Consider the following 13,876-nt stretch of genomic DNA (forward strand, 5'->3'; position numbering starts at 1 on the left):
TTCTTTCGTTCAGTCACTTCCTGTCCCATCATATCAGGTTCGACGCTCCCGTTGTACCGCTAGCGTGTCGAGAAACGCAAAAATCTTCGGCCTGAACGCACGTTCAAGCCGAAGTCTTCTTATTTCCAGCCCGCTTCGTTGAAGAGACGGATGGCTTCTTGCTGATTTTCACCGAGGACAGACAAGTTGATGTCCTGCTCTTTGAACTCACCCCATGATTGGAGAAGCTCGTTCGGTTCAACCGATTCGTTGACCGGATACTCGTAGTTCACGCTCGCGAACTGCTCTTGTGCTGACGGATCAGACATGAACTCCATGAGTTTCTTCGCGTTTTCTGAGTTCTTCGCTGCTTTTGTCATCGCAATCCCCGAGATGTTCACGTGTGTCCCCGTCGTGTCTTGGTTCGGGAAGAAGACACCGAGTTGCTCGGCCACTTTCTTCTCTTCCTCGTCTTCCGAGTTCAACATGAGTCCCATGTAATACGTGTTCATGATGGCGACATCGCCTTCGCCGGCAACGACTGCTTTCGCTTGATCCCGGTCGTTCCCTTGTGGGTCACGTGCAAAGTTGTTGACCATGCCTTTCGCCCACTCTTTTGCCTGGTCGACACCGTTCACTTCGATGAACGAGGCGAGGAGCGAGATGTTATACATGTTCTCAGACGGACGAACGAGTACTTTGCCGTTCCACTGTTCTTCTGTAAGTGCTTCGTACGTTGACAAGTCTTCTGGTTTCACACGGTCCTTCGCATAGACGATGACACGTGCCCGTTTCGTGAGACCGAACCACTCGTTGTCCGTATCACGATATTTTTCAGGGACGTTCGATTCAAGCACGTCGCTATCGACCGCTTGGAGATGTCCCGCGTCTTTCGCTTGATACAAGTTCCCGGCATCGGCCGTGATGAAGAGATCAGCTTCTGTGCTCTCACCTTCTGTGTTCAAACGCTCGAGAAGCTCATCACTCTTCCCTTCGACGACGTTGACTTTCACGCCAGTCTCTTCTTCAAACTGCTTGTAAAGCTCTTTATCGACATCATAGTGACGGCTCGAGTAGACGTTGACGACTTTCGACTCTTCTGCTGTCTCGTTGTCGTTTGAAGTCGTCGTCTCTTCCGTGCTCGCGCAAGCTGCAAGCAACGATGTCGTCAGTGCTGCTGAAAGTCCTAAAGCCATATACTTTTTGTTCATTTGATTATCCCCCACTTATTCAGCTCTGTTATTGGTAATGATAATTACTCTCAGTTACTATCATCAATGATAATCATTCTCACGTCAACCTTTTTTTGAAATCGTTTACAGTAGTTATTGATTTATAACTTAACAGTTTTGACATCATCATTTCTTGACTTCAAAATGACTGGCCCTCTATAGTGGAAGAGAACAAACCGTCTGGTCGGTACAGAAAGGAGGTATGACATGACAAACCGATCACTGATCACGAAACAGAAATTATTGGATGCAGCGACGGATATCATCATGGAGCACGGCGTGCATCATCTTACATTAGATGAAGTCGCCAAGACGGCCGGCGTCTCGAAAGGTGGTCTCCTGTATCATTATCCATCCAAAGAAGCGCTGCTGACCGCCATCGTCGAACGGCTTCAAACCGAGCAAAACGATTTGTACGAGTCGCTTCAAGCCGACGGCAACGGTCCCGTCGAAGCATTCGTCCGCCTATTTGATGAGACGAAACTTCATCCGGAGCGTTCACCGATTCACATCGACGCCGAGAAAATGATTGCCTTCTTGACGTTGTTCGCTGTCGACCAGGAATACGCCGAACGGTGGAAGCACGACCTCGACACGTTCTTCGCAGCGTTTCAACAGACGAGCGACCCCGTCGAGACGATGATTATCCGTTATGCACTCGAAGGCATGATGATGTCCGAGCACTTCAACGTCGGTGTCGCCCCGCCCGCCTTAAAACAAGACATTATCGCTCGCTTGATCGAGCGAGCCCGGAACATCGATTCGGGTAAAACAGACTAAGCCATCAGAGGAGAAATGAACCCCATGCAGAAAATCACGTCCTTCTCCGTCAACAACAAGTTCGCCGTTTGGTTGATGACGATCATCTTGACGGCCGCCGGAATTTTCGCCGGCTTGACGATGAAACTAGAAACGTTGCCTGACATCACGACACCGACCGTCTCGGTGACGACGATTTATCCAGGCGCCTCACCTGAACAAGTGCTCGACGAAGTCAGCACCGTGCTCGAAGAACGCTTGAAGAGCTTGAACGGCGTCGAACAAGTTCGATCGTCTTCGTTCCAGAACGCTTCAAACATTCAAATCGATTACGATTTCAGCACCGACATGGAAGAAGCTGAACAACTCGTCAAAGACGCGCTCAGTAACGTCGAATTACCTGAAGCCGTCCAAGACCCGCAAGTGTCGCGTCTCAGCTTTGACGCGTTCCCGGTCATCGGGGCAGCCGTCTCGGATGAGAGTCTCGATTTGGCCGAATTGACGAAATTGGTCGAAGATGAGTTGCAGCCGGCACTTGAAGGCGTCGAAGGCGCTCAGACCGTCCAAATCGCCGGACAAGAGATTCGTCGCGTCGAGCTTCAGTTCGATGCGGAAGCGCTCGCCGAATACAACTTGACGGAAGACACGGTCAAACAGTTGATTCAAGCGAACGATGCCCGCATCGCGCTCGGCCTGTATGAACTTGGTGATACGGAGCAAGCCGTCGTCATCGACGGGAAGTCGGAGACGCTCGAGGCGTTCCGCGACCTCCAAATCCCGTACTCACCCGCGCAAACGGAACAGCCTGCACCAGGTGCGCCAACGGACCTTCCGACTGGCGAGACCCCGCAAATTCCGACTGAAGTACCAGGTGCCGTCCCACCTGCCAATATCCCGACAACCGTCCCAACCGTCGCTTTGAGCGAACTCGCGACGATTGAGGACCGTGGCATCGAGGAATCGATTTCGCGCTCAAACGGAGAACGTTCAATCGGGATTCAAGTGACGAAAACACAAGACGCGAACACCGTCGACGTCGTCAACGCCGTCAAAGAGGTGCTCGCCGACTTCGAGGCCGACTATGACACGGCCAAAGTCTCGGTCACGCTCGACCAAGGTCAACCGATTGAAGAATCGGTCGAGACGATGGTCTCGAAAGCGTTACTCGGTGGTCTATTCGCCATCTTGATCATTCTCGTGTTCCTTCGTAACTTCCGCTCGACGATTATCGCGGTCATCTCTATCCCGCTCTCACTCTTGATGGCGTTGATCGTCTTGAAACAGCTCGACATCACGCTCAACATTATGACGCTCGGCGCGATGACCGTCGCCATCGGGCGGGTCGTCGATGACTCCATCGTCGTCATTGAGAACATATATCGTCGCCTCACTCGTCCGAACGAGACGTTGCGCGGCAAAGAGTTGATTATCGCTTCTACAAAAGAAGTCTTCATTCCGATCGCGTCGTCGACGATCGTCACGATCGCCGTCTTCTTGCCGCTCGGATTCGTCACTGGCTTCGTCGGCGAGCTGTTCTTACCGTTCGCTTTGACCGTCGTCTTCGCCTTGCTCGCGTCCTTACTCGTCGCGATCACGGTCGTACCGATGATGGCCGACTCGTTCTTTAAGAACCGCGACAAACTGAAACCAGAAGAAGGACCAGGGAAGCTCGCCGAATGGTATCGTGGCGTCCTCAACTGGTCACTCAACCATAAACTCGTCGTCTTCGGTCTCGCGACAGCACTCTTAATCGGAAGTTTCGCCCTCGTCCCAGCCATCGGGGTCAACTTCTTGAACCAAGAGTCGGAGAAGACGCTTTACGTCACGTTCGACCCAGAACCGGGCCAAACACTCGACGATTCGATTGCGGCGGCCGAAATCGCCGAGACGTATTTCATGGAAGAGCAAGCGGACGCGACCGACGTTCAATTCACGGTCGGTGGCGAGAACCCGCTCAACCCTGGGAACAACAAGCAAGGAATTTTCATCGTCCAGTACGACCCGGACACGGAAGATTTCGCCGATGTTAAAATCGCTGACGTCGAACGCTTGAACGAACTCGCCTCTGGCGGGGAATGGAAAGAACAAGACTTCGCCGGCGGTGCCGGTACGAGCGGAGTGACGTACAACGTTTACGCCAACTCCCTTGAAGACTTAGAAGCCATCGTTCCGACGTTCATCGAGACGATTGAAGAAGAGACGGACTATGTCCGTCAAGCAACGTCTGACCTTCGTGAATCGTACGTCCAATACACGTTCAACGTCGACCAGCAAGCTGCTGCTGAGGCAGGTGTCTCGGCCGCCCAACTTGCTCAGACGATTGGTCAGTTCCAAGCGCAAGAAAGTCCGCTCTCGACCGTGACAATCGATGACAAACAGCTCGACGTCATCATCCCGACGGAACAAGTCACGTATGACAGCATCGACGACTTGCAAGCACAAGAAGTGACGACGCCGTTCGGACCACGTCCAATCTCGGACTTCATCGAAGTCGAAGAAGGCACGACACCGGATACGCTCGTCCAGCGTGATGGGAAACTTCTCGCTCGCGTCAATGTCGAGCTCAGCACGGACAAAGCGACGGAAGCTTCGGCTGCCATCGAGGAACGTGTGTCTGACATCGAGCTCCCGACTGGCGTCTCCTATGACGTCGGTGGGGTCACTGAACAGATTCAAGAGTCGTTCACCCAACTCGGTCTCGCCATGCTCGCGGCCGTCGCCATCGTCTACTTGGTGCTCGTCATCACGTTCGGCGGTGCCGTCACGCCGTTCGTCGTCCTGTTCTCGCTTCCTTACGCGATTATCGGGGGACTTGTCGCCCTTCTCATCACAGGCGAAACGATCTCGGTATCTGCCTTGATCGGTGCGCTCATGTTGATTGGGATTGTCGTGACGAACGCCATCGTCTTGATCGACCGCGTCATTCATAAAGAAGAAGCGGGTCTCTCGACACGCGATGCCTTGCTCGAGGCAGCCGGTACTCGGCTCCGTCCAATTCTCATGACGGCGCTCGCAACGATCGGTGCCCTTTCCCCGCTCGCGCTCGGCCTTGAAGGCGGCGCCTTGATTTCGAAAGGTCTCGGTGTGACCGTCATCGGTGGATTGACAAGTTCAACGCTATTGACGCTCCTTATCGTTCCAATCGTGTATGAGTTCTTCGCACGATTCCGTAAGAAAAAAGAAGCGTAATTCAAAAGAGAGTCGCCCATAAAGGGTCGACTCTCTTTTTGCGCTCAGTAACATTGCATGATGATTTCAGCTTCTTCAAACCGCTTGGCTCGGAGCGCTTCGGTCGGAATCAGGAAATAGAGGATGCCGGAGTCGCCGAACATGATGTCGAGTTCATCGCTTGAATCCATTTGGAATAAGAGAAACGGGTCACTGAATCGTTCCCCATGGGTCTCTTCAACCTCTTCAAACACATCATGTTGCACCTCGTCTGGATGACCGCCGACCGCATGCGCCTCTTCTTCATCGAATAACTCCTCAAACGCGGAATACTCGTCCTCATTCATCAGATCAAACAAGTCGTGATCGTTCTGCGCATAGCCTTCTTCAAATGCGACAGCCCTCTCGTTGAGTGCTTCGCCGACGCGGACCCGTACAAGCGCCGTCGCATCTGTATAGAGGACGCGCCAAAGGTGACGTTCGTCCGCGTCACCCCACGGTTGTTCGTCCAAATCATAGAAGAACGATAACACCCCTTCTTTCGGAAGCGCTTCGACCGATTCAAATCCAGTGAAGTCACTCAGCCGGAACTGTGCCAACAACGTCAAGTTCTCTCCAGGATGATCCGACGCACTCGGTAAATCCGGATAGCCGCCAAATTTTGAATGACCGATCGCGACTTCTTCCCGTGTCGTTCGGGGTACGAGCGTCAAGTTGACGCGCTTCGTGAATGCCGCCAAGATATCATTGACCTGTTCAAGCCCGTGTTGATCAATAAACCGTTTGATTGATTGAAGTTCCATTCGAACACCTCATTCGGATATGATACAAGTAGTCTACCATACCGAACGTATGTACCCTTTATTATTTTTTATACAACCTTTATCTTGACCGCATGGATGAAACTTGAGAAAATGCATACGTTTTGAACGTATTCGCGAAAGGATGGTATGCATGCAATTCTTTATCAAATGGATGATCGGCCTTTCGCTCTTATTCGGGTTAAGTGCGTTCGGCAACTGGATTGTCGCCACACTCGAATGGAAAGTGCCTGGAAACGTCATCGGGATGATGCTGTTATTGATATTACTCATGACAAAAATCATCCGAGTCGAGTGGATCGAGGACAGTGCCGGCTTCCTTACGAAACATCTCGCTTTCTTCTTTATCCCGATTGCGGTCGGCCTCATGTCGTATAGCGGTCTCTTAAAAGCAGAAGGGATTCCGCTCTTCCTCGCCTTGATTGTCAGTCTGGTTGTCGGACTCGTCGTGACCGCGGTCGTCTCCGGAAGACGAGGTGAAGTGTCATGACATTATTTTGGGTACTCGTCACAATCGGCGTCTATCTCGTCAGCCGAAAGTTGTCATTCAAGTGGGCGTCCCCGTTCACGAACGTCGTCTTCTTGAGCACGACTTTTTTGATTGTGATGCTCCTTCTCTTTGAGCAGCCATACGACGTATATGAACCGGCCAAAGATTTAATCACGATTTTACTCGGACCGGCGACCGTTGCCCTCGGCCTGCCGCTGTATCGTAACTTGCCGACGCTCCTCGCACGCGCACAACGCGCCATTAGCGCGATTGTTGCCGGTACCGTCTCGACGATCGTCGTCGCAGTCCTGATCGGTACGGCGCTCAAACTGACGGACCAAGTGCTCATCGGACTAGCGGTCAAATCCGTCACTGCTCCGATTGCGCTCGAACTGGCAAAACAGCTCCAAGGAGACGCGGCCCTTGCGGCTTCCATCACTGTCGCCTGCGGCATACTCGGTGCCATGTTCGGTCCGCTAATGTTGTCGCTTTTCAAAGTGACTGATCCGTTCACACGAGGGCTCGCTCTCGGGACGATCAGCCACGGCATTGGCACGGCTCAAGCCGCGACAGAACATCCGCTCTCAGGGGCCACCGGGGGCGCGGCGATGGGCCTGTCCGCCATCTTCACGTCGTTTTTACTTCCATTTTTACTGCCTCTCCTTTTTTGATATTTCAAGGTCAAACTACTTCATAATATGTAGTAACGCATATTATAATAAAGAGAGACGGTGCTTTCTTTTATGAAGGAGGAAGGGACAATGGGACGTGTACAAGGTGAAGTCGCATTCGTGACCGGTGGGGCCCGCGGGATGGGCGCCTCCCACGTGCGAAAACTGGTGGCAGAGGGTGCACACGTGTTGTTCACAGATATTTTGGCGGATGAGGGCGAGGCTCTGGCTGCGGAACTCGGCGATGCCGTCGTCTTCTTGAAACATGACGTCACGAAACTCGAAGATTGGGAAGATGCAGTGAAAATTGCCGAAGAGAAGTTTGGTCCCATCACGATTCTCGTCAACAACGCCGGCATCGCATTGACCCATACGATTGACGAGTTGTCTGAAGCCGATTATCGAAAAGTCATCGACATTAACCAAGTTGGTGTGTTCCTCGGTATGAAATCGGTCATTCCATCGATGCGGAAAGCGGGACATGGATCGATCATCAATATCTCGTCCATTTCAGGCATCCTTGGCCTAGGTGGAGCCGCATACGTCGCCTCGAAATTCGCGGTGCGGGGGATGACGAAAGCGATCGCGCTTGAAGTCGCAGCTGATGGGATTCGCGTCAACTCGATTCACCCGGGCTTGATTGAGACGCCGATGATTATGCAACCAGGTGTCGAAGAAGTCGTCAGACAGATGGCAGAGACGGTACCGCTTAAACGAATCGGAAAACCGGGCGATGTCTCGAATCTCGTCTTGTTCCTCGCATCGGACGAGTCGAGCTACTTCACAGGCGCCGAGTTCGTCATCGATGGGGGCGTTATCGTCCAATAATCCAGAGAGAGGCCACTGCGCCTCTCTTTTTATTTTCAAACAATTTCGATACTTCTCGAAACGGCTCTCATGCTACACTAAATGAGACAGATTCATTAGAGGAGGCAGACCATGCAAGCGAAATTGATTGAACGTTTAATCACGTATGCAAAAATTGACACACAGTCCGACTTCACGAGCGAGACGACACCGTCAACGACGAAACAATGGGATTTGATTCACCATCTCGAGGCAGAGTTGAAAGCGATTGGGCTCGAGGACGTCGAGACGGATGAGTACGGCTATTTGTTCGCCACCCTTCCGAGTAACGTCAGTCATGAAGTACCGACGATCGGCCTGCTTGCCCACGTCGATACGGCGACCGACTTCACCGGGACAAACGTCAACCCACAACTCGTCGCACATTACGAGGGCGGCGATATTGTCTTGAACGAGGCGCTCAATGTCATCTTGTCCCCACGCGACTTCCCAGAACTTGACGGCTACGTTGGACATACACTCATCACGACAGACGGGACGACGCTGCTCGGTGCCGACGACAAAGCCGGCATGGCCGAGATCGTCACCGCGGTCGAATACTTATTGGCCCATCCGGAGATTCCGCACGGACCGGTCCGGATCGCCTTCACACCGGACGAAGAAATCGGTCGTGGGCCACATAAATTCGATGTCGCCCGCTTCAACGCCGATTTCGCCTATACGATGGACGGTGGTCCCCTCGGCGAACTCCAATACGAGAGCTTCAACGCGGCCGGCGCCACGGTCACGTTCCATGGGACGAACGTTCACCCGGGCAGTGCTAAAAACAAGATGGTCAACTCGATGAAATTGGCGATGGCTTTCCACAACCGCCTTCCGGCTGATGAGGCCCCAGAGCATACGAGCGAATATGAAGGCTTCTTCCATCTGAACGGCTTCTCTGGCGATGTCGAAACGACGACGCTCCAATACATCATCCGCGACCACGATCGCACGAAGTTCGAGGCGCGCAAAGCATTGCTTGAAAAGCTCGTCGTCGAATGGAAACAGAAATACGGCGAAGCGCGTATCGACTTGAAAATGGACGATCAATATTACAACATGGCCGAGAAAATCGAGCCGGTGAAACACATCGTCGACACCGTCGCCGACGTCATGCGCGAACTTGGCATCGAACCAAAAATCGAACCGATTCGCGGCGGGACGGACGGTTCGCAACTGTCGTATATGGGACTCCCGACCCCGAACATCTTCACGGGCGGCGAGAACTATCACGGCAAGTTCGAATACGTCTCCGTCAACAACATGGAAAAAGCGACCCACGTTATCATCCAGACGCTCCGCACGTTCGCTGAACGCGCGCGAGCATAACACATGCGCCTCCAATCGTTCTCTTCTAGAATAGAGACATTGGAGGCGATTTTTTATGAAGCATACGTTTCAAATGAACCTCGACTGGACCGGCGGACGCAACGACGTCGGAACGATCGAGGCCGAACGGTTAAAGACACAAATCTCGATTCCCCCGGAAATGGATGGGCCGGGCATCGGGACGAACCCCGATGAGATGTTGCTCGGTGCTGCCGCGACCTGCTATATCATCACACTTGCGGCCATGCTTGGACGGAGTGACCTGTCACATCAAGGCATCACGATTGACGCCGAAGGCATCGTCGACGTGACGAATGGTGTCTTCACCTACGAGATGATTCGCTACACGACGCGCATCAATGTGCCGACAGATGCCACAGACCGTGCTATCACGCTCGTCGAACGGATTGCTAAAAAAGCGAAGGACGGCTGTATGATTTCACGCGCCTTGGCCGGCAACGTCACGTTCGAGCTCGACACGACGGTCACCCGCGTCGACTGACGATGTATCGCTTCGCACAAGACCTGCAGGAAGGAATCATCTTAAGACGACGTAACCGGTTCGTGATGGACGTATTGCTCGATGACACTGTCGTCGCCTGCCACTGTCCGGTCACAGGCCGCATCGGCGACCTCGTCTTTGACGGAGTGCCTTGCCTCGTCTCGACGAACAATCCGCGACGGAACACCGCCTTCACGGTGGAGGCAATCTCGATTGACGCAGACCGCCAATGGATTGGGATTCATCAAGGTCGCGCCAACGATTTTGTCGCGTATTGTTTGGACACGGACGCTTTACCGGTCTTTCCTTCCTCGAAACATGTGGAACGCGAGCAAGTCGTCGCCTCGTCACGACTCGATTTCAAGGTCGATGGTGTCTATATGGAAGTGAAGGCACCACTCACCGAGTTATTCGTGACACCTCTCCCCCGCTTTGAACGACGTGCGGTGACGAGACCGATCGAGACCGAACGGTTGATTCGCCATCTCGAGACGCTGATTGCGACGTTGCCCGAAACCAAACGGGCCGTCTTGCTGTATGTCTTCTTATACGATGCGCCCGTCTTCACCGGCAACCCGAACCGGAAACAAGACGCGCGGATTCGTCAGCTGATTCGCGATGCGATTGCGGATGGACTTGAAATCTGGCAGTTGAACTGTCGCTTCACGGTGGAAGGGATTGTCCCGCTAAACTGTTTTGAAACGACGCTTCACTTCAAATAAAAAAAGCCAGCGCTGGCTTTTTTTATTGCAACAATAGTGGTGTCACGTACGCCTCAATGACGGCGGAGATGGCGAGGAGTGGTACCGCGATGACGAAGAACATTTTCACCCCTGCCACGAGCAACGCCTTGAACGTGACGTCGGTCTCTTTCCCGCGCAGTTTTTTCCAGATGTAACGGTTAAGCGATAACCCCATCGCCGCCCCGAGCAAGATGGCCGAGATTTCGGTGATCCCGTGTGGCATTATTCCGAGCACGATGACCCGGATCACGGATTCGCCAGCAAACCCAACGAGCATGGCGACCAGGCCGATGACGGCCGCGTTGATGACGACGAACACGTACGGGATGAAAAGCGGGATCATCCCAAGCAGGAAAGCGAACAACGTGACGCGCGTATTATTCACAAATAGAGCAATCATTGTCTCACGGGCGCTCGAATCGAACGTCAATCCTTGCGATTCAAACGATTCACCGAGCTGGGTTAAAATCTCGTCCACTTGTTCAGGGGCGATAACGGCCCGGAATAAAAAGTACGAGCCGATGCCCGTCACGAGGAAGACGACCCAGAGCCGGAAGAAATCTCTGCGGTAGTAATTCGACCACGCTTCTTTCAGCGAGAGCGTTGTTTTCATGGCTGATTCCCCCTTTTGTTCTTTATACGAGTCAAGTTGCTGTTTGTTTCATTTTTACCCACGACTGCGCGTTTTCAAAAAACGTGATACAATACACGTCGTAAACTAATCAGAAAAACGAGGGATCCTATACATGATTACAGTAAATAACGTAAGTCTCCAATTCGGTGGCCGCAAGTTGTTCGAAGACGTGAACATCAAGTTCACACCAGGCAACTGCTACGGCTTGATCGGCGCGAACGGCGCCGGGAAGTCAACATTCTTGAAAATTCTTGCCGGTGAGCAAGACACGACAACAGGTGACGTCAGCTTCTCGCCTGGCGAACGCCTCGCCGTCCTCAAACAGGACCATTACGCGTATGAAGATCAAGCGGTACTCGAGACGGTCATCATGGGCCACGAACGTTTGTATCAAGTCATGAAAGAGAAAGACGCCATCTATATGAAAGAAGATTTCTCTGACGAAGATGGTATGCGCGCTGCTGAACTCGAAGGCGAATTCGCTGAGATGAACGGTTGGGAAGCCGAATCGGAAGCCGCGATGGTCCTTCAAGGACTCGGCATCACGGACGCGTCTCACCACAAGCTCATGAGCGAGCTCACAGGTGGCGAGAAAGTCAAAGTCCTCCTTGCTCAAGCATTGTTTGGCAAACCTGACATTCTTCTCCTCGATGAGCCGACGAACGGTCTTGACCTCAAGGCGATTCAATGGCTCGAAGAGTTCTTGATCAACTTCGAGAACACTGTCATCGTCGTATCCCATGACCGTCACTTCTTGAATAAAGTATGTACGCACATGGCCGATCTCGACTTCGGTAAGATTCAATTATACGTCGGGAACTACGACTTCTGGTACGAGTCAAGCCAACTTGCTTCACGCATGGCCAACGACCAGAACAAGAAAAAAGAAGAGAAAATCAAAGAACTTCAAAACTTCATCGCCCGTTTCAGCTCGAACGCCTCGAAGGCGCGTCAAGCGACGTCGCGTAAGAAGTTGCTCGATAAGATCACGCTCGACGATATCCGTCCATCCTCACGCCGTTATCCGTTCGTCGGCTTCTCGATGGAACGCGAAATCGGGAATGACGTGCTCTACGTCGACAACGTCTCGAAGACGATTGACGGCGTCAAAGTGCTCGACAACGTCACGTTCTCACTCAACAAGACGGACAAAGTCGCATTCGTTGGCCGTTCAGACGTTGCCATCACGACACTCTTCAAAATCATCATGGGTGAGATGGAACCGGATGCGGGTACGGTCAAATGGGGTGTGACGACGACACAGTCGTACTTCCCGAAAGATAACTCGGAATACTTCGAAGGCTCGGATAAGAGCATCTTGGATTGGTTACGCCAGTTTTCTCCAGCCGACGAGTCAGATACGTTCCTTCGCGGTTTCCTCGGACGTATGCTCTTCTCAGGCGAAGAAGTCATGAAGAAAGCATCTGTTCTCTCAGGGGGAGAGAAAGTTCGTTGCATGCTCTCGAAAATGATGCTCTCGAACTCGAACGTCCTCGTCCTTGACGATCCAACGAACCACTTGGACCTCGAGTCGATCACAGCGCTCAACAACGGTCTCGAGACGTTCAAAGGCGTACTTCTCTTCAGCTCACATGACCATCAGCTCATCTCGACGATCGCCACACGCATCATCGAAGTGACGCCAAACGGGATTGTCGACAAAGAAGCGACGTATGACGAGTTCCTCGAGAACGAATCGCTCCAACAGCAAGTCGAATCACTTTATCAGAACGCATAAGAAAAATCGATCGGCCGCGGCCGATCGATTTTTTTATTTGACCTCGACGGTTTCCATGATGTGTTCATGGATGTCATGGCCTTTTGTCACGTGGACTTGAACGTTGTACGTGCCCGTTTCAGGGAACGTATGCTCCCCCGTATAGTTTCCATCTGCCGTTTCATCAAGCTTGACCCAGTCGTGCTTGTCCGCCCCGTCTTTGAACACTTCGAGTTGGACGTCCGCGCCTGTCAACGCCTCATGCTCAATCTCGACGTTGACTGTGAACGGTTGCGCTTCATTTACGACAGCTTGTGTCTGATCAAGGACGATGTCCGCTCCGGCATGATGATGATGGTCCTCTTCAGCTTCGGCTTCAGCCGCCGTCTCCGGATGGCCGACCGTCACGTTCGTCGTCGGCATCGTGTGCATCGACCGAGCCGTCACATGGACTTGCACCGTGTAGACCGCCTCTTCAGCAAACGTCGCCTCCGCCTCGTACACACCATCTTCTGTGAGCGACGCTTTTATCATCTCGCTCTCTTCCTTGGCTCCGTTTTTCCAGACCTCGAACTTAATCTCATCGGCGTCATCGACCGCTTCAGCCTCTTGGGTGACGCGCACCGCCAGTGTGACCGCTTCGTCTTTGTCGGCTGTCGCCGGCACGTTTAATTCTGCTTCGACCGGTTCCATCGACTGCACCGTCTCCGTACTGTTAGTCGCTTCATCTGCCCCGCACGCCCCAAGGACGAACATACCGACGAGACCGAACGTCACGCCGAATCGCTTCATTGATTTGCTCATGTTGAATCCCCCTATTCAATCGCTTACATTCTTCACACATTGTTCATGATAGCACCCTTTTTTAGGAAATGTGTGAGGATTGTGTGATATTTGACACGTTTGTCACTCATAAATTGAACACAAATATTGAGAGTCATTATCCAAAAATTCCTTTCCCTATTTTTAGGGTTAGATGATG

Annotated in this window: 13 protein-coding genes; 9 read left to right on the forward strand and 4 right to left on the reverse strand. The window is 52.6% G+C overall.

From position 1 onward, the window contains the following. Nucleotides 1-119 precede the first annotated feature (119 nt). Nucleotides 120-1,190, reverse strand: a complete 1,071-nt coding sequence (locus tag NMQ00_RS14765) for a Fe(3+) ABC transporter substrate-binding protein (RefSeq protein ID WP_255177278.1) — start codon at nucleotides 1,188-1,190, stop codon at nucleotides 120-122. Between the two features lie 228 nt (nucleotides 1,191-1,418). On the opposite strand from NMQ00_RS14765, the gene NMQ00_RS14770 reads away from it, so the two are divergent. After that, nucleotides 1,419-1,991, forward strand: coding sequence for a TetR/AcrR family transcriptional regulator (locus NMQ00_RS14770; protein WP_255177279.1), 573 nt, complete (start codon nucleotides 1,419-1,421; stop codon nucleotides 1,989-1,991). A gap of 24 nt (nucleotides 1,992-2,015) precedes the next feature. Continuing rightward, nucleotides 2,016-5,159, forward strand: a complete 3,144-nt coding sequence (locus tag NMQ00_RS14775) for an efflux RND transporter permease subunit (protein WP_255177280.1) — start codon at nucleotides 2,016-2,018, stop codon at nucleotides 5,157-5,159. Nucleotides 5,160-5,203: 44 nt separating this feature from the next. On the opposite strand, the gene NMQ00_RS14780 is transcribed toward NMQ00_RS14775, so the two are convergent. Next, nucleotides 5,204-5,941: a YwqG family protein gene (locus NMQ00_RS14780; protein ID WP_255177281.1), complete on the reverse strand. Its 738-nt coding sequence runs from the start codon at nucleotides 5,939-5,941 to the stop codon at nucleotides 5,204-5,206. A 151-nt stretch (nucleotides 5,942-6,092) separates the two neighbouring features. Between NMQ00_RS14780 and NMQ00_RS14785 the strand changes: the two genes are divergently transcribed. The 6 genes from NMQ00_RS14785 to NMQ00_RS14810 all read left to right on the forward strand — a co-directional run bounded on the left by NMQ00_RS14785 (nucleotide 6,093) and on the right by NMQ00_RS14810 (nucleotide 10,522). Next, nucleotides 6,093-6,449, forward strand: a complete 357-nt coding sequence (locus NMQ00_RS14785; protein ID WP_255177282.1) for a CidA/LrgA family protein — start codon at nucleotides 6,093-6,095, stop codon at nucleotides 6,447-6,449. Next, nucleotides 6,446-7,120, forward strand: coding sequence for an LrgB family protein (locus NMQ00_RS14790; RefSeq protein ID WP_255177283.1), 675 nt, complete (start codon nucleotides 6,446-6,448; stop codon nucleotides 7,118-7,120). Before NMQ00_RS14785 ends, NMQ00_RS14790 begins: the two co-directional genes overlap by 4 nt. A gap of 90 nt (nucleotides 7,121-7,210) precedes the next feature. Beyond that, nucleotides 7,211-7,948, forward strand: coding sequence for a glucose 1-dehydrogenase (locus NMQ00_RS14795; protein WP_255177284.1), 738 nt, complete (start codon nucleotides 7,211-7,213; stop codon nucleotides 7,946-7,948). 111 nt (nucleotides 7,949-8,059) lie between these two features. Next, a complete protein-coding gene (pepT, locus tag NMQ00_RS14800) occupies nucleotides 8,060-9,298 on the forward strand; it encodes a peptidase T (RefSeq protein WP_255177285.1) in 1,239 nt (412 codons plus the stop codon). 55 nt (nucleotides 9,299-9,353) lie between these two features. Then, complete coding sequence (locus tag NMQ00_RS14805) at nucleotides 9,354-9,800, forward strand: SACOL1771 family peroxiredoxin (protein WP_255177286.1); 447 nt, start codon at nucleotides 9,354-9,356, stop codon at nucleotides 9,798-9,800. 2 nt (nucleotides 9,801-9,802) lie between these two features. Beyond that, a complete protein-coding gene (locus tag NMQ00_RS14810; protein WP_255177287.1) occupies nucleotides 9,803-10,522 on the forward strand; it encodes a DNA/RNA nuclease SfsA in 720 nt (239 codons plus the stop codon). Nucleotides 10,523-10,544: 22 nt separating this feature from the next. Here the strand turns inward: NMQ00_RS14810 and NMQ00_RS14815 are convergent, their stop codons facing one another. Further along, complete coding sequence (locus NMQ00_RS14815; RefSeq protein WP_255177288.1) at nucleotides 10,545-11,156, reverse strand: stage II sporulation protein M; 612 nt, start codon at nucleotides 11,154-11,156, stop codon at nucleotides 10,545-10,547. Nucleotides 11,157-11,289: 133 nt separating this feature from the next. Here NMQ00_RS14815 and NMQ00_RS14820 point away from each other — a divergent pair, with 133 nt between their 5' ends. Continuing rightward, nucleotides 11,290-12,915, forward strand: a complete 1,626-nt coding sequence (locus NMQ00_RS14820) for an ABC-F family ATP-binding cassette domain-containing protein (RefSeq protein WP_214753607.1) — start codon at nucleotides 11,290-11,292, stop codon at nucleotides 12,913-12,915. Between the two features lie 33 nt (nucleotides 12,916-12,948). Here NMQ00_RS14820 and NMQ00_RS14825 read toward each other — a convergent pair whose 3' ends face one another. After that, nucleotides 12,949-13,698, reverse strand: coding sequence for a FixH family protein (locus NMQ00_RS14825; protein WP_255177289.1), 750 nt, complete (start codon nucleotides 13,696-13,698; stop codon nucleotides 12,949-12,951). Nucleotides 13,699-13,876 lie beyond the last annotated feature (178 nt).

The organism is Exiguobacterium aurantiacum, from assembly GCF_024362205.1.
GTDB lineage: Bacteria > Bacillota > Bacilli > Exiguobacteriales > Exiguobacteriaceae > Exiguobacterium > Exiguobacterium aurantiacum_B.